This is a genomic window from Murinocardiopsis flavida (assembly GCF_003014485.1).
GTDB classification, from domain to species: domain Bacteria; phylum Actinomycetota; class Actinomycetes; order Streptosporangiales; family Streptosporangiaceae; genus Murinocardiopsis; species Murinocardiopsis flavida.
In genome coordinates this window covers 1-25,916 of record NZ_PYGA01000026.1, presented here as the reverse complement: position 1 = coordinate 25,916, position 25,916 = coordinate 1, and the positions used below count along the sequence as shown (strand labels likewise).

24 protein-coding genes are annotated in these 25,916 nt (G+C 71.0%); 17 read left to right on the top strand and 7 right to left on the bottom strand.

Annotated features, from left to right (window positions below; all coding sequences use genetic code 11):
* Positions 1-411: 411 nt before the first annotated feature.
* Positions 412-930 (top strand): GNAT family N-acetyltransferase, encoded by a 519-nt coding sequence (locus CLV63_RS27620; protein WP_211301510.1) that lies wholly within the window; start codon positions 412-414, stop codon positions 928-930.
* 686 nt (positions 931-1,616) lie between these two features.
* Positions 1,617-1,988: a hypothetical protein gene (locus CLV63_RS27615; protein ID WP_106586167.1), complete on the top strand. Its 372-nt coding sequence runs from the start codon at positions 1,617-1,619 to the stop codon at positions 1,986-1,988.
* Positions 1,989-2,039: 51 nt separating this feature from the next.
* Here the strand turns inward: CLV63_RS27615 and CLV63_RS27610 are convergent, their stop codons facing one another.
* The 3 genes from CLV63_RS27610 to CLV63_RS27600 all read right to left on the bottom strand — a co-directional run bounded on the left by CLV63_RS27610 (position 2,040) and on the right by CLV63_RS27600 (position 4,535).
* A complete protein-coding gene (locus CLV63_RS27610) occupies positions 2,040-2,357 on the bottom strand; it encodes a hypothetical protein (RefSeq protein WP_245929102.1) in 318 nt (105 codons plus the stop codon).
* Positions 2,358-2,362: 5 nt separating this feature from the next.
* Entirely contained in the window at positions 2,363-3,262 is a 900-nt protein-coding gene (locus CLV63_RS27605) for a hypothetical protein (protein ID WP_106586166.1), read from the bottom strand.
* A 304-nt stretch (positions 3,263-3,566) separates the two neighbouring features.
* On the bottom strand, positions 3,567-4,535 hold the full coding sequence (locus CLV63_RS27600) for a zinc-binding dehydrogenase (RefSeq protein WP_106586220.1): 969 nt from the start codon (positions 4,533-4,535) through the stop codon (positions 3,567-3,569).
* A 179-nt stretch (positions 4,536-4,714) separates the two neighbouring features.
* Here CLV63_RS27600 and CLV63_RS34770 point away from each other — a divergent pair, with 179 nt between their 5' ends.
* From CLV63_RS34770 to CLV63_RS27590, 3 genes are all read left to right on the top strand, one after another.
* Positions 4,715-5,230 (top strand): alcohol dehydrogenase catalytic domain-containing protein, encoded by a 516-nt coding sequence (locus CLV63_RS34770; protein WP_245929100.1) that lies wholly within the window; start codon positions 4,715-4,717, stop codon positions 5,228-5,230.
* A complete protein-coding gene (locus CLV63_RS34765) occupies positions 5,193-5,762 on the top strand; it encodes a zinc-binding dehydrogenase (protein ID WP_342751444.1) in 570 nt (189 codons plus the stop codon). Before CLV63_RS34770 ends, CLV63_RS34765 begins: the two co-directional genes overlap by 38 nt.
* Positions 5,763-6,146: 384 nt before the next feature.
* Entirely contained in the window at positions 6,147-6,896 is a 750-nt protein-coding gene (locus CLV63_RS27590) for a CPBP family glutamic-type intramembrane protease (protein ID WP_245929098.1), read from the top strand.
* 139 nt (positions 6,897-7,035) lie between these two features.
* On the opposite strand, the gene CLV63_RS27585 is transcribed toward CLV63_RS27590, so the two are convergent.
* Positions 7,036-7,902 carry an SDR family oxidoreductase gene (locus CLV63_RS27585; protein WP_106586165.1) on the bottom strand — a complete coding sequence of 289 codons (867 nt, stop codon included), beginning with the start codon at positions 7,900-7,902 and terminating at the stop codon, positions 7,036-7,038.
* 116 nt (positions 7,903-8,018) lie between these two features.
* On the opposite strand from CLV63_RS27585, the gene CLV63_RS27580 reads away from it, so the two are divergent.
* A complete protein-coding gene (locus CLV63_RS27580) occupies positions 8,019-8,612 on the top strand; it encodes an acyl-CoA-like ligand-binding transcription factor (RefSeq protein ID WP_106586164.1) in 594 nt (197 codons plus the stop codon).
* Positions 8,613-8,643: 31 nt separating this feature from the next.
* Here CLV63_RS27580 and CLV63_RS27575 read toward each other — a convergent pair whose 3' ends face one another.
* A complete protein-coding gene (locus CLV63_RS27575; RefSeq protein ID WP_106586163.1) occupies positions 8,644-9,513 on the bottom strand; it encodes a helix-turn-helix transcriptional regulator in 870 nt (289 codons plus the stop codon).
* Positions 9,514-9,614: 101 nt separating this feature from the next.
* On the opposite strand from CLV63_RS27575, the gene CLV63_RS27570 reads away from it, so the two are divergent.
* The gene (locus tag CLV63_RS27570; protein ID WP_170134346.1) at positions 9,615-11,087 is read left to right on the top strand and encodes an MFS transporter; all 1,473 of its coding nucleotides are present in this window, start codon (positions 9,615-9,617) and stop codon (positions 11,085-11,087) included.
* Positions 11,088-11,161: 74 nt separating this feature from the next.
* Here the strand turns inward: CLV63_RS27570 and CLV63_RS33325 are convergent, their stop codons facing one another.
* On the bottom strand, positions 11,162-11,353 hold the full coding sequence (locus tag CLV63_RS33325) for a hypothetical protein (protein ID WP_146165680.1): 192 nt from the start codon (positions 11,351-11,353) through the stop codon (positions 11,162-11,164).
* Positions 11,354-11,941: 588 nt separating this feature from the next.
* Here CLV63_RS33325 and CLV63_RS27565 point away from each other — a divergent pair.
* The 6 genes from CLV63_RS27565 to CLV63_RS27540 all read left to right on the top strand — a co-directional run bounded on the left by CLV63_RS27565 (position 11,942) and on the right by CLV63_RS27540 (position 18,385).
* A complete protein-coding gene (locus tag CLV63_RS27565; RefSeq protein WP_146165679.1) occupies positions 11,942-12,751 on the top strand; it encodes a hypothetical protein in 810 nt (269 codons plus the stop codon).
* Between the two features lie 29 nt (positions 12,752-12,780).
* Complete coding sequence (locus CLV63_RS27560) at positions 12,781-13,473, top strand: hypothetical protein (protein ID WP_106586160.1); 693 nt, start codon at positions 12,781-12,783, stop codon at positions 13,471-13,473.
* A gap of 66 nt (positions 13,474-13,539) precedes the next feature.
* Positions 13,540-14,964, top strand: coding sequence for a hypothetical protein (locus CLV63_RS27555; protein WP_106586159.1), 1,425 nt, complete (start codon positions 13,540-13,542; stop codon positions 14,962-14,964).
* Positions 14,965-14,977: 13 nt separating this feature from the next.
* A complete protein-coding gene (locus tag CLV63_RS27550; protein WP_106586158.1) occupies positions 14,978-16,807 on the top strand; it encodes a DEAD/DEAH box helicase in 1,830 nt (609 codons plus the stop codon).
* 124 nt (positions 16,808-16,931) lie between these two features.
* Complete coding sequence (locus tag CLV63_RS27545; RefSeq protein ID WP_211301504.1) at positions 16,932-17,888, top strand: NaeI family type II restriction endonuclease; 957 nt, start codon at positions 16,932-16,934, stop codon at positions 17,886-17,888.
* Between the two features lie 2 nt (positions 17,889-17,890).
* Positions 17,891-18,385 (top strand): very short patch repair endonuclease, encoded by a 495-nt coding sequence (locus tag CLV63_RS27540; RefSeq protein ID WP_281260771.1) that lies wholly within the window; start codon positions 17,891-17,893, stop codon positions 18,383-18,385.
* Here CLV63_RS27540 and CLV63_RS27535 read toward each other — a convergent pair.
* Positions 18,332-19,450: a DNA cytosine methyltransferase gene (locus CLV63_RS27535; protein ID WP_106586156.1), complete on the bottom strand. Its 1,119-nt coding sequence runs from the start codon at positions 19,448-19,450 to the stop codon at positions 18,332-18,334. The genes CLV63_RS27540 and CLV63_RS27535 overlap by 54 nt on opposite strands.
* 417 nt (positions 19,451-19,867) lie before the next feature.
* Between CLV63_RS27535 and CLV63_RS27530 the strand changes: the two genes are divergently transcribed.
* The 4 genes from CLV63_RS27530 (at position 19,868) to CLV63_RS27515 (ending at position 25,896) form a co-directional block, all read left to right on the top strand.
* Positions 19,868-23,266 (top strand): hypothetical protein, encoded by a 3,399-nt coding sequence (locus tag CLV63_RS27530; RefSeq protein ID WP_106586217.1) that lies wholly within the window; start codon positions 19,868-19,870, stop codon positions 23,264-23,266.
* A gap of 78 nt (positions 23,267-23,344) precedes the next feature.
* Positions 23,345-24,796: an argininosuccinate synthase gene (gene argG / locus CLV63_RS27525; RefSeq protein WP_106586155.1), complete on the top strand. Its 1,452-nt coding sequence runs from the start codon at positions 23,345-23,347 to the stop codon at positions 24,794-24,796.
* A 208-nt stretch (positions 24,797-25,004) separates the two neighbouring features.
* Positions 25,005-25,274: a hypothetical protein gene (locus tag CLV63_RS27520; protein ID WP_106586154.1), complete on the top strand. Its 270-nt coding sequence runs from the start codon at positions 25,005-25,007 to the stop codon at positions 25,272-25,274.
* Positions 25,267-25,896, top strand: coding sequence for a DUF6879 family protein (locus CLV63_RS27515; RefSeq protein WP_106586153.1), 630 nt, complete (start codon positions 25,267-25,269; stop codon positions 25,894-25,896). The genes CLV63_RS27520 and CLV63_RS27515 overlap by 8 nt, the downstream gene beginning before the upstream one ends.
* The last annotated feature ends 20 nt before the right edge of the window (positions 25,897-25,916 follow it).

Here is a 25,916-nt window from a genome sequence, read left to right as displayed (position 1 = left end):
CACCCTCTGTTCGAGGATTCGCGAGGCCACCACATCCCATGGTCGTTCGGTCGCACCCGGGCACCACAAAGGCGCCACGCGCCGCGCACCTCGCCGATCGAAATACCGTGACCAGCACAAACTAAGCCACAATACGCATTGGGACAACGACTCCGGCGTTAAGAACGCGTCAGGGTCGCCCGGCGCCGCCACGCGCCACCAACCGCGCGGTCACCCATCCGCGCGGCCCCCCGCCACGTGGGCGGACATCACCCTCCGGCGCGACCATGAGAGCGACGACCGCTGCACTCGATACGTCCTGCGGCCGGAACCGACACCGCCGGGTCCACCCCCGCACCCGACCCGCTACCCGGATCCGATCCGGCACCCGCACCCGCACCCGCACCCGCACCCGCACTCGAGAAGGAGCCCATCTTGGCCCAGGAATCCTGGCTGACCCGCCCCGAAACGCCCGCCGACGCTGTGGCGATCCGCGCGGTGAACCTCGCCGCGTTCCCGACCGCCGAGGAGGCCGACCTCGTCGAGGCACTGCGCGACGACCCGGGCGCGTGGCTGCCCGGGCTGTCCTTCGTCGCCGAGACGCCGGACGGCACCGTCGCCGGCCACGCGCTGCTGACCCGCTGCCACGTGGGCGACGCACCGGCACTCGCGCTGGCGCCCTGCGCGGTCCTGCCCGAGTACCAGGGGAAGGGCGCGGGGTCCGCCGCGATCCGCGCCGCTCTGGCGGCAGCCGCCGACCAGGGCGAGAACCTCGTCCTGGTCTTGGGCCACCCCGAGTACTACCCCCGCTTCGGTTTCACACCGGCGTCGGCGTTCGGCGTCACGGCCCCGTTCGAGGTCCCGGACGAGGCGATGATGGCCTTCGCCCTCACCCCCGCCCGCCCCACCCCCGAAGGCACCATCCGCTACCCGGCCCCCTTCGGCATCTAGTAATCCAGCCGCAGTTCGTGATCGTGCCGTTCGAGGACAGGGTCGCGAACGGGGGCCGGTCACCGGCACGGCGCCCGGCCGAGAAAGCGGCACCGAGAGCGGACGGCGGGCCGGGGCCGGTCACCACCTGCCGGCCCGCTCCTTTCGCCGACCCCGCCTTTGTCCACATCTGACCCGGCGGCGGGACTTTCGGTATTCCACGGGAGGCCAGAGCGCCCCTGCCGACGATGCCTGGGGCAGGGGCGCAGGGGGGACAGGGGCTTTCCCACCGTAGAAGACGCCCGGCGGCGAGAGCGCCCTTGACCCCGTGGGTGAGGAGCCAGGCTGCCGGAAAGCCTGCGCAGCAGCGACGGCCGAAGCACATCCCTGACCTCGACCGCCAGACCCCGATCCCCTGGGCGCGGGAAAACAGCAGGCGCAGGCACGGCAGGGGCCGCAGGCATAGGCCGTGCCGGGCGCAGCCCCGGGGGCCGACCACACGGTCCCGGAGTCTCAGGGGATGCGGTGGCGGCGCAGGGCTCACACCCCTCAGTGGTCGGGTGTGCGGCGGGCCTTGCCAGAGTGCCGGGCCAGGGTTGTGGGGCACCTGCGGGCCGCCTCGGCCGTCGCTGCTGCGCAGGCTTTCCGGCAGCCTGGCTCCTGCTTCCCGGGGCCAGGGGCGCTCTCGCCCCCGGGCGTCTTCTACGGTGGGAAGCCCCTGCCCCCGGGCGTCTTCTACGGCAGGGGCGCTCTCCGCACGCGGCGAGCCCCGGCTCACGACCATCGGGGACTGGTTCCGGCAGATACTCGACGCCGCCGGGTCCGCGGCCGAACTCGTCCGCGTTCCGGAGCACGCGCTCCCCGCCGACCTCGCCATCTCGGGTTCGCACCCCCAGCACCTGCACGTCTCGGTGGCTCTTGCCGAGCGGCTCATCGGCTGGGCGCCGGGCGACCCGGCCGCCCGGGTGGCCGAGTCGGTGCGCTGGCACCTCGCCAACCCGTCGCCGAACGCGTGGACGCCCGAGGAGAGTGCCGCCGACGACGCCGCACTCGCCGCCGCGCACGACTGGCTGGCGTAGTCCCGCGCCCGGGGCGGCCGGAAGCCCGGGCGACCGGAAGCCCGGGCGGTGTCACGGTGCCCGGTCGCCGTCCGTCTCCTCGGGCGGGTCCGCCGTCTCTGGCGGCACCTCACCGGGGCCCGCGATTCCGCGGTACTGCCCGGGCAGCCTGGTCGCGAGGCGGTAGTCGACGCGGACGTCGCGGTAGACGACCCCCGCTCCCACCGGCGTGGGCAGGCGGGTGCGGTCACTTCCCGATGCCGCTTCCTGGTCGTCGTCGCCGGGGAACGTCGTGGCCACGGTCGGCACCTCGCGGAACGTCAACTCCCGCGCCGCCACCACGGCGCTGATCTCGACGTCCGCACGATGCGGCCGCTCCGGTCGAGGCATGGCCGTCACCCCGCCTCGCGCGCCGCTTTGACCGCTCGGGACACCACTCCGCCGGCCTCCCTGCCGACCTGCCGCGCCCCGGCGCGCACGCCGCGGAGCACCTTCAATGCGGTGGCGCCCTTGTCCACCCGACCGCGCCTTTGGGCGGCCCCGTGTGCGCAGCGGTCCGTTGGCGCGCCGCGCTCTCCGGGACCGGCGACGGTCCGGGCCTCGGCGGGCGCGCTGTCGGCGGGCGCGGCGTCGACGCCCGCCGGCCCCTGCCCGCCACCGGGCGTCCCGCCGCCGACCGCCCGCCCTGCCGCGCCGCCGAGTCCATCGACCGCCGCCCCGGCATCGCGGCCGGTCGTTTCGACGGCGCCGCCCGCGCCCTTGCCGACCTCCTCGGCAGAGTCCCCGACCCCCTGGCCGATCCGCGCGGCGGCCTCCCCGGCCCCGCCGCCGACGTCGTTGAGGGCCGACCCGACGCCGCGGGTCATGCCCTCGATGACCTGCGGGTTCTCGTCGATGGTCTGCAACACCCGCTCGATGATCGCCGCGACGTTGTCGAGGCGGACCTTCAAGAGCGCCTGCGCCTCGACCCCCTTGATCTTGAGGGTGACGGACCCGAGGTCGACGTCGGCGCCGACGTTGAGTTTCACCAGGTCCGACACCTCGGCCCGCAAGGAGACGCGCGCCCGGAGCTGGTCGACTTCGAGCTCGATCTCGGCCACGTTCAAGGTGGGGACGTCGAGCAGGACGTCCGGGCCGTCGTCGGCCGCGCCGCTGCCGCCGGTCGTCGCGGCGCGCTGGGCATCGCCGTGCACGCCGTCCCGATCCGGGCGCGCGGGCTGCTCCACGGCCCCCTTCCGCGCCTGAGAGGCCGACCGGATCTCGCGGGGCCCGTCCTCCGCGCCGCGTTCACCCATGTCTCCCCCTCCATACCGTCGCGGGACCGCGGAGCCGTCCGGCGGCCCCCGGCCGTCCCGCCCGCACCGCCCGGTACGGCGGACGCGGACCCGCACTCTCGCGTACCGGTCGCGGCTGCCCCGGATCGACCTGGCAAAACACCGCCCGGCCCGAGCGCTCGGGCCGGGCCGCACCGGTGGTGGTGCGGGAGTCGGGACCCCGCGGCCCGCCCGCCCTCGACGGGGGCACCGCGGCCCGCCCGTCCTCGACCGGGACACCGCGGCCCGCCCGTCCTCGACCGGGACACCGCGGCCCGACCCGGGCTCAGGGGAGGAGCAGTGACTTGCCGACCGTGGTGCGCTCGGCGAGGGACGTGTGGGCGTCCGCTGCGCGCTCCAGGGGGTAGGTCGCGCCGATGGCGGGCCGGATGCGGCCCTCGGCGGCGAGGGCGAGCGCCCGCTCGGTCCTCTCCCGCCCGACCGACGCCGGCTCGTCGGTCTCGTCCGTCAGGGGGTTGGCCACCGTGACGCGGCGCCGCTCCGCCTCCTGCGGGTCGATCTCGGCGAACCCATCGGCGGTGCCGTAGGTGACGAACCGCCCGCCGTCGGCGACCGCGGTGAACGCCGCGGCACCGAGCCGGCCGCCCGCACCATCGAGGACGACGTCCACCCCGGCGCCGCCGGCCGCCGCGCGCACGCGCTGCTCCCATCCCGGCTCCGAGTAGTCGACGGCGACCTCGGCGCCCAGTTCGCGGGCGAGGCTCAGCTTGCGCTCGCCGCGGGCGGCCGCGATGACGCGGGCCCCGGTGTCGCGTGCGAGCTGCACCGCGATGGATCCGGCGCCCCCCGCCGCCGCGGCGACCAGCACCCATTCGCCCTTCTGCACGCCCGCCAGTTCCAGCAGGCCCAGTGCCGTGGGCCCGTCGTGCAGCAGCGCCGCCGCTTCGGGAAGGCCCAGGCCGTCCGGGACGGGGACCAGGTCGGCCACTGCGGCGGTGGCCCGCTCGGCGTACCCGCCCGACATCCGGCCGAGGACGCGGCGCCCGACCCAGCCCGGGTCCACGTCGGCCCCGACCGAGAGGACGGTGCCGGTTCCCCCGTTGCCGGGGACGTAGGGCGGCCGGATCGGGAACATGTCCTTCCCCCACCCGCCGCGCAGCAGTGTGTCGAGGAAGATGACGTCGGCGGCCGCCACCTTCACCACGACCTCGCCCGGCCCCGCTGCGGGGTCGGGCGCCTCCCTCTGCACCAGCACCTCGGGACCGCCGAACTCCCGCACCTCGATGACACGCATGGTGACCACGCTCTCCGTCCGTTTCTCGCTTTTCCCTACCTCCGCAGTCTGTTACCTCAAGTGCTGTTCAGGTCAAGCGGTCCACTAGACCGACCGGTGGGTTGACACGCTTCGGCGGCAGATGATGGAGTAAGTAACCATACCGGTTGGTATACATCGACTCGAAGGAGGCGACATCCATGCGTGCCGTACTGCTCACCGGATTCGGCGGGCCCGAGAAGCTCCAGTACCGCGACGACGTTGCCGAGCCGCAGCCGGGAGCGGGCGAGGTGCGGATCCGCGTCGGGGCCGCCGCGCTCAACAACACCGACATCTGGACGCGCGAAGGCGCCTACGGCTCGGCCGACGACCCGAACGCCGACGCGGGCTGGCGCAGGGAGCCGCTGGCGTTCCCCCGCATCCAGGGCGCCGACATCGCCGGACGCATCGACCGCGTCGGTGCCGGGGTCGCGGAGGACCGCGTGGGCGAGCGCGTCCTCGTCGACCCGATGCTCTACAGCGGCGACGAGCGCGCTGGTCACCACCGACTACCTCGGCAGCGAGCGCGACGGCGGATTCGCGGAACTGGTGACCGTCCCCGCCGGGAACGTCCACCCGGTCGACAGTGCGCTGAGCGACGCCGAGCTGGCCACCTTCCCCACCGCCTACACCACCGCCATGCGGATGCTGAATCGCGCCGGGGTCGCGGCCGGTGAGACCGTCGTCGTCACCGGCGCCTCCGGCGGAGTGGGCTCCGCGCTGATCCAGTTGGCGACGGTCCGCGGTGCCCGCGTCGTCGCCGTCGCGGGCGCGGCAAAGCACGAGCAGGCACGGCGCCTCGGCGCGGCGGCCGTCATCGACCGCGACACCCCCGACCTCGCAGGGGAGATCGCCGCGGCGGCCGACGAGGTCGACGTCGTCGCCGACGTCGCCGACGTCGTCGCCGGGCCCGCGTTCTCGCCCCTCATCGGCGCGCTGCGCCCGCTGGGCCGCTACGTCGTGGCGGGGGCGATCGCCGGGCCGCTGGTGCAGGCGGACCTGCGCACGGTCTACCTCCGCCAACTCCAGCTCATCGGGTCGTCGTTCGGCACACACGACGACTTCGCCCAGCTCCTGGCGCACATCTCCAACGGCGAACTCGAACCGCTGCTCGCCGGCACCTACCCGCTGCGCGAACTGCGGGCGGCGCAGGAGCGGTTCACCTCGAAGAGCTTCTTCGGCAAGCTCGCCGTGCTCCCCGGGGAGTGACCGCACTGTGCGACCCCGCCCCCGCGCGGGCGCGGGCGGGGTCGCGGCGAAACCGCGGTGCCGGGTCGGCCCAACAATCGGGCCGGCCCGGCACCGTTCTGTGAATCACACGCGGCGAACTCCGAATTCAATGTCCGTCTCCAATTCATTTCCACGGCGCCGAACAATTGCAAATTCCTGCCATTCTGCTAATCTCGGCGAAACCGGAGGGGAATAATCGCTGATTCCCGCGACAGGCACACCTTCATCCTTTCTGCGCAGGTGAGAGCCCTGGTGGGCGGGCCCGCGCCGAGGCGGCTGCGGCCTCCGGCCCGCCATCGACCACCGGCCGGAACGCGGCGACCGCCGTCACACCGTGCCCAGTGAAAGGAAAAGAGCCACACGGTGGACGCCGTTTCCGAACTGCTCGCCTATTCCCTCCGCGTCATGCCGGGCCTTGCGCTCATCGCCGGGTGCGCGCTGCTGTCGCGCGGGGTGCGCGACCCCCTTCTGCCCATCGGGCTGCTCGTGCTCGGGTTCATCCTCATCCGCGACGCCATGACCCCGGCGGGGCTGTGGCACCTGGGCCGGGCCGGCGCGGCCGGGGTGTGGCTCCGCCTCAGCGACGACCCCGCCGTCCTCACCGCGTTCGGCGCGCTGACCCTCGTTCTGACCCTGGGCGTGCTGCGGCTGGCACCCGGGCTCGCGGCGCTGGTGGTGTGGGGGCGGCCCACACCCGCGACGCTCGCCCTCGGGGTCGGCGGCGGGGCCCTTGCTGCCGCACCCGTGCTGGCAATGGCGCTGCCGGTGCCGCTCGACGAACGGGGCGGGGTGGTCGCCGCGGGCCTGCTGCCGTTCCTGCTGTTCTTCGCGCTGGCCGGGAACCTCGCGGAAGAGGTCATGTTCCGCGGATTCGTCCAGGGCCGCCTGGAGCAGGACCTCACCCCCGCGCGGGCCGCCCTGCTCTCGGCCGCGCTGTTCGCCGCCTGCCACGCGTTCCTCGCGTCGACCATCACCGATGTCGGCTGGCCGCTGCTGGCGTTCACTCTTTACGAGGGGTTGATCTGCGCGTTCCTGCGGATGCGCCGCGGTGTGCTCCCCGCCGCGCTCGCTCACGGCACGGCGATCTTCCTGCTCGCGGCTGGCTTGGTGTGACCCGGTCGGCCTGGTGTGACCGGGGCTGCCTGGTGTGACCCCGGCCGCCCCGGGGTCACTGCGCGGCCGGCCCTCGCGACCATGCGGCGCACCGCATGCGGGCGATCAGCGTCACCACCGGGAGGCCGGGGCTCCCCCCTCAACGCAGCTGCCGCTGCGCGGCAGCGATGAGGGCGGGGTACTCGCGGTCGCGCTCGGTCTCGGGCGGCATGGCGGCGAGGATGGCGTCAGTCCGCTGCCGGACACGCTCGACCATGATGCGGTCGGTGTGGACGTACAACCGGTCGTTGCGGACGGCGTCGAGGACCTGCGCGCCGACGATGTCGGGCGAGAGACCGTGGCGGTCGAAGAGCGCCGCGGCGGCGCGCAGGCGGTCGTCGTCGCGCATGGTGGCGCCGCCCATGGCGACCGCGGCGCTGTTGAGGACGATGCCGGTGCGCACGACTCCGGGGCAGACCACGGTGACCCCGATGCCGTTCTCGGTGAGTTCGCGCTGCTGTGCCAGCGCCTCTGACAGTCCGACGACCGCGAACTTGGTCATGGTGTACACGTAGTCGTTGTTCGGGGCGAGGCCGGCGCCCGAAGAGGTGTTGACGATGCGGCCCGGCCCGCCGCGGGCGATCATGCGGGGCAGCACGGTCTGGATGCCGTTGACGGTGCCGCCGAGGTTGACATCGGTCACGTGGTCCCAGACGCCGTAGTCCATCTGCGACGGGGGCACGCCGCGGGTGAGGCCCGCGTTGTTGCACAGGACGGTGATGGGGCCGAGCCGCTCCTCGGCGAGGTCGACCGCGCGTGCGAAGGCGTCGCGATCGCGGACGTCGAGGTCGAAGGTCTCGACCCGGGTCGTGGCGGACAGTTCGCGCGCCGCTGCGGCCAGCGGCTCCGCGGCGGTGTCGGCCAGTGCCACCCGCATGCCCGCCCCCGCGAAGGCCCGCGCCATGCCGAGCCCGATGCCCTGCGCCCCGCCCGTGATGAAGACCGTGCCGCCGTCGGTGACCGTCATGGTCCACTCCCCTCTGCCGTCCACCCGCGGGTGGGTTCGATGCTCCTGCGACGAACATACAGTAACTACCAATTGAAAGCTACTGTCAGTTTCGAGTCACTGGCTATCGTTGGTCCATGACTCAGGGGACCGGGCTGCGCGAACGCAAGCGGATCAAGACCATGCGCCAAGTCCAGGAGGCCGCGCTCGACCTGTTCGACCAGCACGGGTTCGATGCGGTGACGGTCGAGCGCGTCGCAGCGACCGCCGAGGTGTCGCCGAGTTCGGTGTACCGCTACTTCGGCACCAAAGAGGGAATCGTCCTCTGGAACCCGCACCAGCAGTCGCTCGGCGAACGCCTCGACCACGCCGTCACGGAGTCGCCGCCGCTGGAGGCCATGCGCAGGGCCATCTCCGCGTTCGCCGCCGACGCCGCCGAATGGGACGAGTCCCGCGACCAGCGCCGCATGCGCTACCTCATGGAGGTCCCGGCGATCCAGGCCGCGGCGGCGAGCCACGTCGCCCCGATGTCCGCCCGGATGGCCGCACTGCTCGCCGAGACCACCGGGCGCGAACCCACCGACTTCGAGGTCCAGGTGGTGTCGGGCGCCCTGGTCGGCGCGCTCCTCGGCGCCATGCACCACTGGCACAGCGGCGGCTACACCGAACCGCTCGCCGACGTCCTCGACCGCACCTTCGACACCGTGGCGAACGGCCTCGACCTGTCGTAGCCCCGCGGCCGGCAGCGGCGCCGCCGCGCGCCTACGCCGCGGTCAGGCGGGGCCGGTTCGCTGTGGCGGGGTCGGCGGCGACGGCCGCGTCGAGGTCGGCGAGGCGCCGCCGGGTCTCCTCGTCAGCGGGGGTGCAGGTGGTCATGCGGACGGTGCGCGCCGCGTCCAGCCACAACCGGGTGAAGTGCAGCCGCAGGAGGCCGACGTGGGGGTTGCGGAAGCCCTTCACCTCGTTGTCGGTGCGCTGGACGTCGTGCCGGTTCCACAGCCGCTCGAACTCCGGCGACTCACGGCGCAGCCGGTCGACCATTGCGAGCCACCCCGGATCGTCGAAGTGCTCCGCCATGGACGACCGCAGCCGGGCGACGATGCTCGCCGACACCTGGTCGTGCTTCTCGTAGGCGGCGGCCCAGCGCGGTTCGAGGAAGCACAGGACCGCGCAGTTGCGGTCGGCGACCGGCCACTTCTCGATGTCGTCGATGAGATGCCGGTAGGTGCGGTTGTAGGCGACGACGTCGAACCGCGCGTTCTGGATGCACACGGGCATGGGCAGCAGGTGCTCCATGATCTCCAGGTGGGAGTCCGTCACCACCGTGCACGCCGGCGACTCCACCACGGCAGGCATCCCCGCGAGCGCGAAGAGGTGCGCGAGTTCGTCGGGGTCGAGCCGCAGCGCCCGCGCGATCGCCGTGAGCACCTGCTCCGAGGCGTTGATGGACCGGCCCTGCTCCAGCCAGGTGTACCAGGTGACCCCGACCCCGGAGAGGAGCGCGACCTCCTCGCGCCGCAGGCCCGGCGTGCGGCGCCGGCTGAAGCTCGGCAGTCCCACCTCCGCCGGTGTGACGCGCTCGCGGCGGCTGCGCAGGAAGGCGGCGAGTTCGCGCCGCTGCGGATCATGCATGTCTCCATTGTGCGTCGTACGGCTCCGCTGTGGCGGGTACCGCTGATACCAGGATCGAAAGGCTTCTGGTAGTGGTACCGGCGGCGACCGATGATCGTCGGGTGACCAGACCGACCGCCGCGCGACTGCCGCGCGCAGAAGACCAGAACGACCAGGACGACACCCGCACCGCCGAACGGGAAGGGCCGGCCGCGCTGCGCGGCTTCGGCCTGTTCACCCTGCTCATCGGCGGGTTCATCGCCACCTACACGTTCTCCGCCGTGAACGTCGCGCTGCCGTTCATCGAGCGCGACCTCAGCGCGCCGCCCGCGGCGCTGCAACTCGTGATGGGGGCCTATGGGAGCTGCTTCGCGCTGCTGCTCATCGTCGGGGGCCGCCTCGGCGACATGTTCGGCCGGCACCGGCTCTTCGGTATCGGCCTCGCGGCGTTCCTGGTGGCGTCGGTCGCAGCGGGCCTCGCGACGGACATCAACGGGCTCGTCGCACTGCGCGGCCTGCAAGGCTTCGCCGCGGCACTGCTGATGCCGCAGATCCTCGCCACCATCCAGACCGCGACCAGCGGCGCCGCCCGGCTGCGCGCCCTCGGCCTGTTCAGCATGACGGCGGGCATCGGCACCGCGGCGGGGCAGTTGATCGGCGGCGTCCTGCTGAGCGCCGACATCGGCGGCATGGGGTGGCGGCCGGTGCTGTGGTTCGCCGCGGTGCTCGCCGCAGCGGTCCTCCCCGGCGTCTTCGCGCTGCCGCGGACGCGGTCGGACGCGCCCGGCCGGCCGGACGTGCCGGGCGCGCTGACGCTCGGCCTCGGCGTGCTCGCCCTGCTGGTGCCGCTGTCGGTGGGGCCGAGCCAGGGATGGCCGCTGTGGACCGTCCTGCTCCTCGCGGCGTCGCCCGCCGCGCTGTGGGTGTTCTGGCGCTGGGAACGGCGCGTCGAGGACAGGGGGCGACTGCCGCTGGTGCCGCCGAGCGTGGTCCGGCACCGCGCGGTGCGCCTCGGGCTGGTCATGGCGGGGCTGATCTTCGCGAGCTACGGCGCCTTCATGTACGAGTTCGCGCTGGTCACCCAGACCGGCCTCGGGTACAGCCCGCTGGAATCGGGCCTGTCGCTGACGCTGTGCACGCTCGCGTACGCGTTCGCGTCGGTGAAGGTCGGTTTCTTCGAGCGGATCTTCGGAACGCGCGTCCTGGCAGCGGGCGGTGTGGGGATCGCCGTGGCACTGGTCGCGATCGGGGCGGTGGTGCTGCTCGGTTGGCCGCACCCGTCGCCGTGGCTGCTGCAACCGCCGCTGATCCTGTTCGGCTGCGCGCAGGCGATGACGTTCGCACCGCTGGTGGGCACGGTCATGGCGGAGGTCCCGCAATCGGTCGCGGGGTTGAGCGGCGGCCTGTTCTCGACCGTGCAGCAGGCCGCCCTCGCACTGGGCGTCGCCGGCTACGGAAGCGTGTACTCCGTCGCGTCGCACGCGCCGTCACTGTCCTTCCCCGGCGCGTTCGCCCTGTGCATGGCGGTCCAAGCGGTGTCAATCACCCTCTTCGTCGTCCTCGCCGCCCGCCTCAGACGCCCCACCCCCAACTGACCGGCAGCAGCCACTCCGCTCCCCCGCGGCACGCCGGCCCTGCCGCGGGGGTCCGTCAACGGGGGTCAAACGACTCACTCGCCGGCGTCCCCGTCCCCCGGATCCCTCGGCCCCTTCCTCCCGAGCCGCACCCGCATGATCCTGGAAATGATCTCGCGCTCCCAGGTCGGCTGCCGCGAGGAAAGATACGAGCGCCAGGCGCCCAGCACCAGAACCCCCATCACGCCAAGATGCTCCGCGGTCACACCTGCCAATTCAACTGACATGCGCCCTCCTTTGCAAAAAAGATTCCACTGCATCAAGGCACGAGCCAACCACAACCAGTGCATTACCCGAGACAGAATTGCATCCTTGATTCCAGATGGAATTATTCGCAAGTCCGGTGATCCGGTGATCCGACGACCCAGGCAGCCGAGCAACAAGCCTGAGAGGAACCTCCCGGCCGGTCGGATCATCAGAAGAAAATAGAATAAAATGGAAGGCCTGAAAGGTGGCGTGCAGCGGCGGCCTGGAGGTATGATCAGCCGCCCCGGCCCCATGTCACTAGCATGCAAAAATGCGGCCCTGACCTGGTGAGATGCCGATTTATCGATCAATACAGCGCCACGGACGTGCACGTACTCGAGGATTGCCTGCGCCGGTCTGCAAGGGCGCACGAAAATGGAAGGTACGACGAGCACCGAACCGCCCCTGAGGACCCTTCGCGTGTGGCACAATCAGTCGACAACCGCGGGCCGCTTCCTGAGCCCTCGATATCCTCTCGTCAGCTTGCCCTGAGGAAGGGGTAGCCCATGCCCTACGGCGTCGAATCCACGAGACAAGTTGTTCCGCTAGACCAGCAACAGCTAGTTAAGGTGTACATCGAGGACCGGGGATGGACCCGTCACAAAGTGGCCATTGATATGCGCCGCATCACGGGCGAATACCTGAAGACCCACCCGAAACTTAAGCAGCATTTGAAGCCAGTCGTCGAGTCGACGTTGTCGCGCTGGCGGAATGACGGACACTCGAAGCCCGTGCATCGCGGAAAATTTGACGCGATTGTCCTCACGGTCCTCTGGCTGGAATGGGAAGTCGCTGGCCATGCGGGCCCGCCCCCAGACCTGCAAGAGGTCGCTAAGTGCTGGAGCAAGTGGCAGGACAACTCGCAACCTGAGAACAGTGCCCCCGTCGAGGCGCCGGTCACTCCTTCGGCGGCCCCTAGCGATCCGGTTTCCGACAAGCCAGCACGAATCAGCACGGACCACGAGGAGACCCGCGTCACCAGGGCCTACGGTCGCACAGGGGCCCTCCTTCTCTCGGCTGCCCGCGACTCGGAAACCGATGCCGCGCTCGACCTCGGACTCTTGCACCTCCTCGATGGGCGCCGCGCAGAGGGCATGCATTTTCTTCAAGATGCACACTCCGGGGGAAGCAAGGAGGCCGCGGAGCTGATCGCGGCTCCTGCGGCGACCGCCGCTGCGACTGCGGCTCGCACAGCGGTGGCACGGGCGAGCCGACTCGGCGGCGCCCCGTCCGACACCGAGCGGAAGGTCGTCCTCTTGGAGCGTGCCGCCCGCAGCGGCTCCATGGAGGCCGCTGAAGTACTCGCCCGCCACTTCGAGCTACTCGGCGAGGCCGGGCCGGCCGGCCGGTGGCGAGCCGTCGCTGGTCAGGACAAGTAGCACCCCCGAACGCCAACAGGAGGAAGCAAATGCGCCCCGCATGGAACGATCCCGACTTGAAGGCCGGCGTACGGGTCCGGATTGCGCTCTGGCTCATCGACGTGGTCGGCGAAGGAGCGACATTCACCAAGGCTGACCTTCGCGACGCCTTCCCCAGAGTGGAGCAGGTGGACCGCAGGATGAGGGAGCTCCGGGAGCACGGGTGGGTGATCCACACCAACAAGGAGGATCCCGGTCTGACGCTGAACACGCTGCTGTTCGCCGAGGCCGGCGAGGAGGTATGGAGGCCCGGGGTCACACGCCGCGCGTCGGCCCTGCTCACCGGCAAGGACCGTACCGCGATCATGGCTGCCGACGACTTCATGTGCACTGTATGCGGGATCGCTGGCGGCGAAACGTATCCCGATTCGCGGCGCGGAGAAACCGCCCAGCTCTCCGTGAGCAGCCGACGGGTAGAGCTGCCCGGCGAAGGGCCTGAACAGCAGTACGTGACCGAGTGCAAGCGTTGCAGGGCCGGTTCCTCCCCAGACATGACACCAACCCTCGCTGGCGTACTCGCCGGCATTGACGACCTCGCTCCGGCCCAGCGCGAGGAACTCACACAGTGGATCAAGCGCGAGCACCGGCAGCTCCGCCCGGTCGAGCAGATGTGGACCGAGTACCGTCGGCTTCCGGCGGAGTCCCGCGCTGCCGTTGCCGAAAGGCTCCGTTCGCGGCCCTGACGGAATTTCGGCGGTCATGCCGAGAGTGCCAACACCACTAGACAGAAGAAGGATGCAGCCCTAGCCATGATCGCAAGCACACCGCGAGGCGACGAGATCCGCGCAACTGTCGAAGCACGGCTGCGGGAAGCGCGCCGGGGCGGAGCAACGCCCGAGACCGTCCGGGTCGTGCTGCGCGGCCAGCCCGCAAATCTCGAGGTCATCACCATGCCGGTGTCGGACCTCTACTACAACCCCCGTACCCGCCGGATCCGTGCGCAGCGCGCACACGACCCCGTGCGCGACGCGGAACTCGACGAGTATCCGTGGAGCGGGAGCAGCCAGGACTACCTGCACGATCTGCTAACCAAGAAACCAGACAACCCCGACGCTCCCGACCCCTCGTTCGACGCTCTTAAGAAGGACCTTGCCGAGTTCGGCCAGAACGACGCCGGGATCATCACCCACAGCGGAATCCTGGTCAACGGCAATACTCGCAAGGCAGCGTTGGAGGAACTCACTCGCCCGAACATGCGAGTCGCCGTGCTTCCTGCCGACGCTTCGTGGCTCGACGTTGACGAGATCGAGCTGCAACTTCAACTACAGACTGACCACCGCCGCGACTACTCCTACATCAACCGGATCCTCGCGATCCATGAGCAGATCGCCGCTGGCCGCGCCGTACCCGAGATCGTCAAGGACTTCAGGACGACCCGTGCCTCGGTCGATGCGGACATGTGGATCTACAGCTTCATCACAGACGCCATTGAACGCAGCAGGACTGAGCTGGCGAGTGGGCACGAGGCCGCACTCCGGCTAATGGACTTCGAAGGCCACCAGGAGAGCCTCAAGGAACTGCACCGGCACCAGAAGGCTGCGGGTCGCCGCGAAGCCGACACCCTCAAGGAGAGCCGGCTGCTCGCCATCCTGATGGATACCGCGAAGACCAAGCTGCGCTATATCGACGACGGCTTCCACAAGGACTACCTCGCCCCGAAACTCGACGCCAGGTTCGCTCCTGTCGCAGAGCCGGACAGAGGAGGCGGAGGCGGCGTCCCCGGCTTCGACCCCGGCGCCGGCCTGGAGCTAGAGGGGGACGACGCAACCGTCAAATCAGCCCGTGCCGCAACCGACGCCGTGCTGAAGGCCAAGGTCAAGCAGGCATTTGCTGGGTCCATCACTCCCAAGGAGGCAGGTGATGCCCAGGAGATCCTCAGCACGGTGAGCGAAGTACTTGAACGTGGTGTCGAACGCGCCGAGGCCACAGCCCGCCGCAACCAGAGGAGGAACGCAGCAGCGGAACGGCTCGCGGAAGTGACGGGCTTGGTCCGGGAGGCTACCCAGCAGGCCGCGCAGGCCCGCAGCCAGGACCTGATGCACCACGAGGCGCTGGACGCAGCGCTTGTCGAGCTGTCCACTGCGCTCAAGCAGCTCTCCCGGGTCGCCTCTCGCGGGGTGGAGCACCCGGGTCGGGGCCTCGTGTGGCTTCAGGAATCGGTCGCCGACCTGTGAAGGGACTCCGTACATGCCGAGCCTGAGCCTGGAGCTGAATCCCCCCGGGACTGCTGTAGTCCTGACGTCCGATGACAAGCATGCGGCCGCGCTTGGGCGGCTGGTCTCCCGGTTCCGCAGCGGCGCGCACCGGTCGCCGGTCGTCGTCGAGGTCCCCCTCGATGACTTCCTCACCCATTTCCCAGCGCTGCGCACCTGGCCTCCTGAGAGTGCAAACGATGTCCACTGGCACCCGGAGCTGACTGCGCTGGTCCGGGACTCCCTTAAGGACGCCAAGCAGGCAAGCGATCGGCTCGCCGAACCGGACGCACCTCCCGTCGGCACGAGCCCCGACGACGTGCGGGAAATGCTCGGTCCGGAATGGAAGGCCGATCTGACCGGGTTCCAGCGGCGCGACATCGCAATGCTCCTGGCGATGCGGCATGGCGCCAACTTCAGCGTCCCCGGAGCAGGGAAGACCCGGGTCGCACTTGCCGACTTCCAGGCCAAGCGGCGCAGCGGCCAGGTCGGACGCATGCTTGTTGTCGCGCCGAAGTCCGCGCACGACAGCTGGCGGGAAGAGGCCGACCTGTGCTTCGAGCGCCCGCTGTCGGTCCACACCGCGGACGGCCGGAGCCTCAACCCTCTGGCCGACGTCGTGCTCATCAACTACGAGCGCCTGCCCGCCGGCCAGACCGCGCTGGGCAAATGGCTGGGCGGCGGGCCGTCCATGCTCGTCCTCGACGAGGCGCACCGCATGAAGCGCGGCACCGCCGGCGTCTACGGAGCCGTGTGCCTGGCCCTGGCCCCTCGCGCGCGCCGCCGCCTCATCCTGACCGGGACACCCGCCCCCAACGGCGCCAAAGACCTGCAAAGCCTCTTCAACTTCGTGTGGCCCGGTCAGGGCGGGCGCACCGTTGAACAGGCAACAGCCAACCGCACCCTCCACCAGGCCAGCAGCATCCTCAAACCGTTCTTCTGCCGAACCACCAAGAGCGAACTCGGGCTGCCCCCGGTCAATGCAAGCGTTGTCCGCGTCCCTCTCAGCGGCCTGCACCGGGACATCTACTCAGCGATTCGCGGCAAGGAGGGCCTGCGCGCCGCCGGCCGGGCGGGCGATGAGCTGGAGAGGTATGGCCGGGTTGCGATGTACCTGATCATGGCGGCTACCACCCCGGGGCTCCTCTCGACGGGAAAGACGAAGTACGACCCGCTCCCCTACGACCTGCCGCCGCTCCCGATCCCCCAGGACAGGCCCTTGGCCCTCTTGATGCAGGACCTACCGCGCTACGAGGACTCCCCCAAGTTCCGGGAGGCTTGCAGGATCGTCAAGGCCAACGCCGAGCGCGGTCGGAAGACCATCGTCTGGTCCACGTTCGTCCGCAGCCTGACGACGCTGGAGCGGATGCTCGGCGGATTCGCCCCGGCAGTCGTGCACGGGGGCACCCCGAAAAGGGACGAGGAGCTCCTGCGGTTCCGCAGCGACCCGGACTGCATGGTCCTCCTGTCGAACCCGGCCACCCTGGGTGAAGGGATCAGCCTGCACCATGTCTGCCACGAAGCCGTTTACGTGGACCGCGACTTCAACGCGGGCCGGTTCCTCCAGAGTCTGGACCGGATCCACCGGTTGGGGCTGCCGCCGGAGACGGAGACCAACGTCAGAATCCTCGTAGCCGAGAACACCATCGACGAGAACGTCGAGACCCGGCTGGCGGACAAGCTCCGATTTATGGGAGCCGTCCTAGACGACCCCGGCGTCGAACAGCTCGGGGATCTCCAGGACGACCCGGCAGCGCCCGCCGGCCTCGAGCGCGCCGACCTGGACACCCTAAAGCGCCATCTCGGCCGACCTCCCGCCGCGTAACCGTCCGGGCCAATGCCGCTCCATCTGAGTTCGCTACGTTCCCACAGTGAAGCCCTTCTAACCGAAAGGCAGAGGCCCCGGCTCCGGCACCACAACGGGGAGGCAATCAGCTAGCCTCCCACCCGTGCACCTCTTCGACATCCCCCCACTGGGCCCGGACGGGCCCGGTGGCAAGCCAACCGGGCACGGTAGCGACCCCGAGCTCACGCAGGTCGCAGAGTACCTGCGAGAACTCGACCCCGACGGGCGCCGGATCGCGGAGGCGCTGCGGCGGACGTTCGACATGCTCTTGGACGGCCAGCACACCGGGCGCTACCGCTGGGATGAGCTGTACAAGACTGAGAAGACCCACTTCGGCACGCTGGTCGAGATCAACCTTCAGAGGGAGTTCGACTTCGCGGGCGGGGACGATCTCGACTACCTCATCTGCGGTATTGAAGTGGACTGCAAGTACTCCCAAAAACTCGGCGCATGGATGCTCCCTCTCGAAGCCGTCGGTCGGCTCTGCCTCGGGTTGTGGGCCAGCGACACCGAATCGCGCTGGTCGGCCGGCCTGTTCCGCGCCACGGAGGGGCTGCTGAACAAGGGCGGCAACCGCGATTCCAAACGCACCCTTTCCGAGAAGGGGAGGCAGTCGGTCCAGTGGCTCTTCTCCGAGGCTCAGCTCCCTGAAAATGCCCTGCTGCACATGCCTGCGCGCGACGTCGCGGCCGTGTTCGCCCACCGGCACGGAACCACGCGAGTCGACGAGCTGTTCCGCCGTGCTCAAGGCAGATTGGTCCGGCGTGCCGTGGTCGCCACCGTTGCGCAGCAGGAGGACTACATGAAACGGGTGCGCGGCAACGGCGGGGCCCGATCGAATCTGCGCCCGGAAGGCATCATCATCCTGGGCCACTTCTCAGCGCACCGAGAAATCGCCGCGCAACTCGGCCTGCCCGAGCCGGGCCCCGGCGAGTTCGTCTCCGCGCGGGTGGTGCGTACAGTCGGCCAGCGCGGCGGGACACCCATCGACGGCACCCATTGGAAACTGGCCTCTTCTAACGATCCGGTCGAGCCAGCCCCCCGGCTGCCGAAGGTATGAATGTGGGAACGGACCCGAAAGACTCTGACAACTGGCAGGCACCCGAGGGCTCTTGGGCCTCATCGGCCGCGAACCGGCGCAGCATGGTCGGCAACCGGAACCGCGACACAAAGCCGGAAATCGCCTTGCGCCGCCTAGTTCACGCTGCCGGACTGCGCTACCGGGTGGCGGCCAAACCGCTTGCCAAGATGCGCCGCACTGCCGACATGGTATTCCGCCCGGTCCAAGTGGCCGTGTTCGTCGATGGCTGCTTCTGGCACGGGTGCCCCGACCACTTCGTCGCGCCCAAGACCAACCCCGGGTACTGGGAAGGCAAGATCGGCGGCAACGTGCAGCGCGACCGCGATACCGACGCGCGGCTGGAGAGCGAGGGCTGGCTGGTGCTTCGCTTCTGGGAGCACCAGGATCCGGCTGAATGCGCTCAGGAGGTGTGCGCGGCGGTCCTAGACCGTAAGGGCGAGCTGGCGCGGGGCCTCCTCAGGCGGCAGCAGCCCTAGACTCCTCTCGGCCGGCGGAACCGCCCCGTCGTCGCCGGCTTTGATGGCGGCCAGGATCCGCTCCCCGACAGCACGGGCGACCGGCGGCGGGAAGGCGTTTCCGACCTGCCGGTAGGCGGCGGTCTTTCGGCCCATGAACTCCCAGTCGGCGGGGAAGCCCTGGATGAGCGCCGCCTGGGCCACCGTCAGCTTCGGCCCGGCCTTGCCGTAGAGATCGCGCTTCTTGTCCTTCATTGCGTCCGGATCATCGGCTACGCCCATAGCGTCGATGCCGAGTTCGGCCCATGCCTTCTTCGCCCGGGTCGGGCCCAGGTCGGCCCCGCCGTGCTTCTTGGAACCCCCGACAAGGGTCGGGGCTACGCCACCGCGCAACTCGGCCTTGTCGAGCCACCTTTGGAATGCCTTCCTGCCCCGGGCCGAAGTGCCGAAGCGCTGGGCCATCGAATCCTTCAGGGCCTCGGCGACGGTGGTGTAGTCGCCGCCAACGCCGCGCGGCGCCTGGAAATGGGCGGCGTAGGGCTCGCGCATAGCGACGAGGATCGCGCGCGGGCGCAGCTGCGGAACCCCGTAGTCGCGTGCTTCGAGCACGTCCCAGCCGCACGAGGTGTAACCCTCATCTCTAAGTACTTCGAGGATGTACTCACGGTAGTCAGCGAACTTGTGGGCGGGTTGCAGCAATCCGCGCACGTTCTCGATCATGACCGCGCGCGGCTTGAGCTCGTGCACCATCCGCAGCATCGCAGGAAACAGGTCGCGCTCGTCTTCGCGGCCCAACTGCTTGCCGGCTAGGGAGAAGGGAGGGCACGGGACGCCCCCTGCCAACAGGTCCAACTTGACCTCGGCAAGCTCCAGATCAGCGACCTTGAAGCTGTTCAGGTCTTCCTCGAGTACTTTGCAGCCCGACCAGCCCAAACGGTCGACGTTGTGGTTCAGTGTCGCGCATGCGTGGGGGTCGATCTCGATCAGGGCCTTGTGCGTGAATCCGGCCGCGTGCAGTCCCACCGCCTGGCCGCCGGCGCCGGCGCAGACCTCTACCGACGTGTACTGCCGCACCTGGCCACTCATTGGCTTCCTCCCCGCCTGCGCGCGCTATAGCCGCACGGCACAGGATCATTAAGGCGAACCGCTACTAATCGAACACGGGATCGATCAGCGTCGTACATGTAGATCGTGCCAGGTTGCTGCTACTGCCTCCAAGTCCGGCTTGAGTTTTCCACAGCCCAGTACCGATATGGGCCGTTCCCCGGACTCCAGGGCCAACAGCTCCGGACACGCGGCGATTCCCAGAGGGGGACCCTCCACGATTCGCCACGACAGTGGCGGCTGGGTCGCGGCAACGCGGTCCATTCATTCGATGAGGCGGCAAGCGCGGGAACCCCGGCGCTCAAGGCGACCGCGATGGTGGCCTCGCGGGCCCGTCTGGGCGACGACCGGTTCCCAGCCGGAGCGGGCCTCGTGCGGGTGCGGGGCAGAATGGCGGCCATGTCCCCCCAGCAGCAGGACCCCCACGCCGCCGTCGACCGCCTCTTCGCAGAACTCGACCCGCTCCCCTTCCCCGCGCGCATGCGCGCGCTCGCCACGTGGGCGCGGACCGCCGCCGACGGCGACCCGGCACGGCTCCGGCCGCTGGTCGACGAGCTGGCCGCGCGCGGGGCGCACGGCCGCCGCCTCGCCGTCTTCGCCGCTGCCGTCGCCGGTGACGCGGACTACGTCGAGGCGCGGCTCACCGACGACGACGCCGCCGTGCGCGGCCACGCCGTGAAGGCCGCGCGGCGCCTGCCGGTCGGCGACGCCGCCTTGGAACGGGCGATGTTCGAGGCGCCCGAAGCCGTGCGCCGGCGCATCCCGTCCATCATCACCGCAGGCGGGCGCGGCGCGCTCGCCGAACGGCTGCTCCCCCGGGTGCGTGCGCACTGGGGCGACGCCGAGGCCGCCCGGCTGCTCGCCGCGTGCGGGCCCGCGGCCGTGGAACGGCTGCTGCCCGAGCTTTTCATCGCGGTGGCCCGCTGGCGGCCCCTTGCCGACCGCCACCCCGACCTGGTGCTGGCGGAGACCGCGCGGCAACTCGCCGAACTGCCCGAGCAGGCGCGCACGCCCTGGTGGGTCCGCAACGCCGAGATCTTCGACGTCACCGCCGAGGCCCGCCCGCTGCGGGTCCTGGAGATCCTGGAGGAGCACGCTCCGGCGCACCTGCCCGGTCCCGTCCGCGCCCAGCTCGGCTTCCTCCTCAAGGCCGCACCGGGACGGACGATCCGCCTGATCACGGCACCGCACCGCAGGGTCCCGCCGCCGAGCGCCCTCCTCTCGCGCACTGCGCTGCGCCGACTCGCGCGGACCGACCCGCCGGAGCTCGCCGACCTCGCCCGCGCGTGGGGCCACACCCCCTCGTCCCTTGCTGCGCTGCTCCGCGCGCTGCCGCCGTCGCGGCGCGGCGCCTGCTACGACGCCGCCACCGCCGGGCGGGCGGCCCGCCCCGAACCCGCCCTGCTCGACGTGCTGCCCCGCACCCGGGCGCAGGCGGAGGCGCGCGTGCTCGCCGCCCAGGAGCGCGAGCGCGGCGCTCCGTGGGTCGCCGTCCTCGCCGCGACCGCCCACCTGCCGGTCGAGGAGGCCCGGCCCGAGCTGCGCGCCGCCGTCCGCCGGCCGGCCGCCGAGGACCGGGCGCTGGCCTACCCGCTCCTGGTCCGCAACGCCGCCAGGTCCCGCGCCACGGACGCGGTCACCGACCTGCTCGGCGACCTGCAACGGCTCCGCAACGAGCAGGACCCGGTGCGTTCCGCCGCACTGGCCGCCCTCGCCGAGACCCCGGCCTGGCTGTTCAGCGACGACCACGCCCCGCTGCTCGACAGCATCACCGTCGCGGCGATCGAGGCGCGCGACAGTTCCGGCCGGACCCGCGCGGCCCTGTCCGCTCTGGCGCCGGCCGTGTTGCGCGAGCACGCGGACAGCGGCCGCCGGACCCTCCTGGACTGGGCCCTCGCCACGCTGGGGCGCCTCAGCGGCCACACCGGCGGCGCCGACCTGGGTCGACTCGACACCTCCCTGCGCAGGGGCCAGGAGTCCGCGGTGTTCGAGGCGCTGCGCCCGATGCTGGAGGCCGCCGCGGACAAGGTCGACCATGGGCTGACCTTCGCGCTGGCCCGGTCGCTGGGGCGCCGCGCCCGCCGCATGCCGCAACTCCAGGAGCTCCTGTGGCAGGCCGTCCAGTTCGGTTCCGCCTCGACCGTGCGCCAGGCGGTGGACCTGTGGCTCGACGACCCCGCGACCCGGGCCGAGCGCGCAGCGGCGGTGCTCGACCTCGACCGCTCGGCGGCCGTGCTGCCGCCGGTCCTAGGCGTCATCACCCGCGTCCGCACCGACCTGCTGGACACCGTCCTCGGCGACACGCCGCCCTACGGGCGCTTCCTCGCAGCGGGGGCGCGCTGGCTGCCGCCGCTCGACGGCGCCGCGCGATGGCTGCCCCGCCAGCATGCCGCCGCCGCCCGCCTCTACACCCGCGCGGCGGGGGACGCCTCCCTGCCCAAGGGGGTCCGCGCCGCGCACATCCGCGCCGCCGCGGCCATTCCCGACGCGGGATCCGCCATTGTCGGCCGCCACCTCGACTCCCCCGACACGGTCCTGGCCGAAGCCGCCCTTGCGGCACTGGTGTGGACGGACCGGCCGGCCGATGCGCTGGCGACGCTGCTCGGCCACACGGGCGACGACCGGGCGCGGGTCGCCCTCTACGCGGCCGCGCGGGCGGCCCGGTTCGTCGCGCCCGCGCGCCTGGCGCCCGTGCTGCGGGCCGCCCTGCTGCCCGAGGAGGGCGGGCCGGGATCGGCCGCCAAGGTCACCAGCCGCAAGGAACTCGTCCGGTTGGCCGGGACGCTGCTGCCGGTCGGCACCGCCGCCGACATCCTCGCCGAGGTGTTCGAGCTGCCCGGGCAGCACCGCGACGTGCAGGCGGCCTGCGTCCCCGCTGCGGTGGAGCTGCTGGGGGCGCCGACCGCGTGGCGGCTGCTGGAGCAGGCGGCGGACGCCGCCCCCGCCGTCCAGGGCGCGGTCCTGCGCGCCGCCCCCTACGACCTCCAGGCAGACGAGCGGCCCCGTTACGCGCGGCTCGTGGGCCGGGTGACGCACAGCGGCGACACCGACACGGCCCGGGCGGCGCTCGGCCTGCTCGCGCGCTGGTCCCCGTGGTACCTCGACGCGGCGGAACTCCTGCTGACGGCGGCCGTCGACCTGGACGACCGCACGTCCTGGCGGGCGGCGGCGGACGGGCTGACGGCGCTCGCCGACGCGTCCGACGGGGCCGACCCGCTGCTGTCGGCGCTGGGCCGGCTGGTCGAGTCGGAGGCGACGGCGCCCCTCCCGGACGCCGAAGAGCAGCGGGACCGCCCCGCCCGCCGGCGCATCGGCCACATCGTCGCCCGGCTCGCCACCAACGCCGTCATGGGCGCCCGGCCGGCGCCCCGCGTCGCGGCCCGGCGCGCGGCCGACCTCCTCGCAGCGGCGCCCGACTTCCTTCCCGAGGCCGCCCACCTGCACGCCAACGCCCTGGACCTCGACGCTGAACCGGAGTCGCTGCACGCCGCGCTGCGACGCCTGGGGACGCTGCACGCCGGTCGTCCCGTCCTGGCCTCGCGCACCGCCGACACCCTGCGGTCCCGCCTCGGCACCGCCCGCCGCCCCGGCGACCCCGGTGTGCTCCTGGAGGTGGCCGGGCGGCTCACCGCCGGCGGCGACCCCGCGTGCGGCCTGTTCGCCCTCGCTCTCACCCGGGCGCTCGGCGAGCGCACCCACTGGTCGGAGGAGTGGCGCGCCCGCCTGCGCGACCTGCGGGGGCACCCCGACGCCGAGGTCCGATACGCGGCCCTGGCGCAGGCCACGGCGGTGGAGTAGGCGGGGCGGCCCGGCTCTCCGCCTGGCGCACCATTGCTCGTTTTGCATATCCATCCGTGAGCATGCATAGTTAGTCCCATGTCCAAGGTTCTCACGTCCCTGCCCACCGGCCAGCGCGTCGGCATCGCCTTCTCCGGCGGCCTCGACACCTCCGTCGCGGTCGCGTGGATGCGCGACAAGGGCGCCGTCCCCTGCACCTACACCGCCGACATCGGCCAGTACGACGAGCCCGACATCGCCTCGGTGCCCGACCGCGCCTCGACCTACGGCGCCGAGATCGCGCGCCTGGTCGACTGCCGCGCGGCACTGGTCGAAGAGGGCCTGGCCGCGCTCACCTGCGGCGCGTTCCACATCCGCTCGGGGGGCCGCGCCTACTTCAACACCACGCCGCTCGGCCGCGCCGTCACCGGGACCCTGCTGGTCCGGGCGATGGTCGAGGACGACGTGCAGATCTGGGGCGACGGGTCGACCTTCAAGGGCAACGACATCGAGCGGTTCTACCGGTACGGCCTGCTCGCGAACCCGCACCTGCGCATCTACAAGCCGTGGCTCGACGCCGACTTCGTGGCCGAACTGGGCGGCCGCAAGGAGATGTCGGAGTGGCTGCTCGCCCACGGCCTGCCCTACCGCGACAGCACCGAGAAGGCGTACTCGACCGACGCCAACATCTGGGGCGCCACCCACGAGGCCAAGACCCTGGAGTACCTCGACACCGGGGTCGAGAGCGTCGAGCCGATCATGGGCGTCCGGTTCTGGGACCCCACGGTGGAGATCCCCGCCGAGGACGTGACCATCGGCTTCGCGCAGGGCCGCCCGGTCAGCATCGACGGCAAGGAGTTCGCGAGCCCGGTCGACCTGGTGCTGGAGGCCAACGCGATCGGCGGGCGGCACGGCATGGGCATGTCCGACCAGATCGAGAACCGGGTCATCGAGGCCAAGAGCCGCGGCGTGTACGAGGCGCCGGGCATGGCGCTGCTGCACGCCGCCTACGAGCGGCTGGTCAACGCCATCCACAACGAGGACACCCTCGCGAACTACCACAACGAGGGGCGGCGGCTCGGCCGGCTCATGTACGAGGGCCGCTGGCTCGACCCGCAGGCGCTGATGGTGCGCGAGTCGCTGCAACGCTGGGTCGGCACCGCCGTCACCGGCGAGGTCACCCTGCGGCTGCGGCGCGGCGAGGACTACTCGATCCTCGACACCACCGGCCCGGCCTTCAGCTACCACCCCGACAAGCTGTCGATGGAGCGCACCGAGGACGCGGTGTTCGGCCCCGTCGACCGCATCGGCCAGCTCACCATGCGCAACCTCGACATCGCCGACTCGCGCGCCAAGCTGGAGCAGTACGCCGGGATCGGGATGGTCGGCGCCGGGCACAACACCCTCGTCGGCGCCGACCAGGCCGCCTCGACCGGGCTGATCGGAGCGATGCCGCGCGGCGGAGCCGAGGCGATCGCCTCCGGCAGCGGCGAGACCCCGGTGGACGACGAGTTCCTCGACCGCGCCGCCATCGAGTCCGGCAACGACTGACGGGTAACAAAGGGGACTGTGTGCCGCCGCGCCCGGCGGCACACGGTCCCCTTGCGCATTAAAGCGTCGATCCCGTGACCACAACGGCCTATTTTCGGTCGCCGATCATTCTTCTTCCGGGTGTCTGCCAATCTGCTTGTTGTTGATCAGACTCTCAGCGTAGAATTGGTGTCTTCCGTGCGCATGTCCAAGCCGAATCGGAGGCGACATGGTTCGAGCGTGGGAAGCCGACCCTTCGGCGCAATTCGATCACCGCCTGGGAAAATCAGCCCGTGAACTGGACCGGTCCGCGATAAAGGACGAATGCCCGGATATCTGGATGCTCGACAACGGCGACGTTGCGGTGATCGGCAGGGACCTTACGGACGCGTACTCCTCCCGCCTGCCGGAGGGCGTGACCCTGGCCCCAGACGAGAGGCTGGTCGTCATCCCGGGGACCATGGTTACGGCAGCGAAGGCAGATATTCCTGATGCGTGACCCGCATGCGCCCGACCTCCCGGTCGAACAGGGTGAAGCCCTGGAACGAATGGTCTACAAGCGGGAATTTCGGGAGCGCGATGCGGCGATCCGCGACCGGGACTCATGGAAGTTCGAGCGCCGCCAGGATTTCACGGAGAAGGACAACCCGAGCTGGGATGCCTTCGTCCGCGGCGACTGGGAGACGTCACTCCGCCTGATCGAGGACGACCGCGAAGCCGTGCTGAGGGCGAACGAACAGGACGCGCTCCACAGGTCCTTCTTCCATCGCGCCCGAATAGTCGAGAAACCGCTGACACCCTATGTGCAATGGTCCCTTCATTCGTTCCGCATGCAGGCTGAATGCGGCCAACGCATCCGCATTGTCGGCGCGGACGCCTTGGCGGCTTCGGACCGGGACAGCGTGCTGCCTGAGGTCGTGGTCCTCGGTGGCCGCACCCTCTACCGCGTCCTCTACGACGAGGTGGGAGCCCCCTACGGGGCGGTCCGCTACACCGACCCGGAGATCATCGGGAACTGGGAGGACTACATCAGGGGCCTCTACGAAGTGGGTGAGGACGTGCGTACCTTCTTCGACCGCGAAGTGGCGCACCTCCCGCCCCCGACGGTTGCGGCGGAGTAGGCGATCAGGGAACCGAGTAG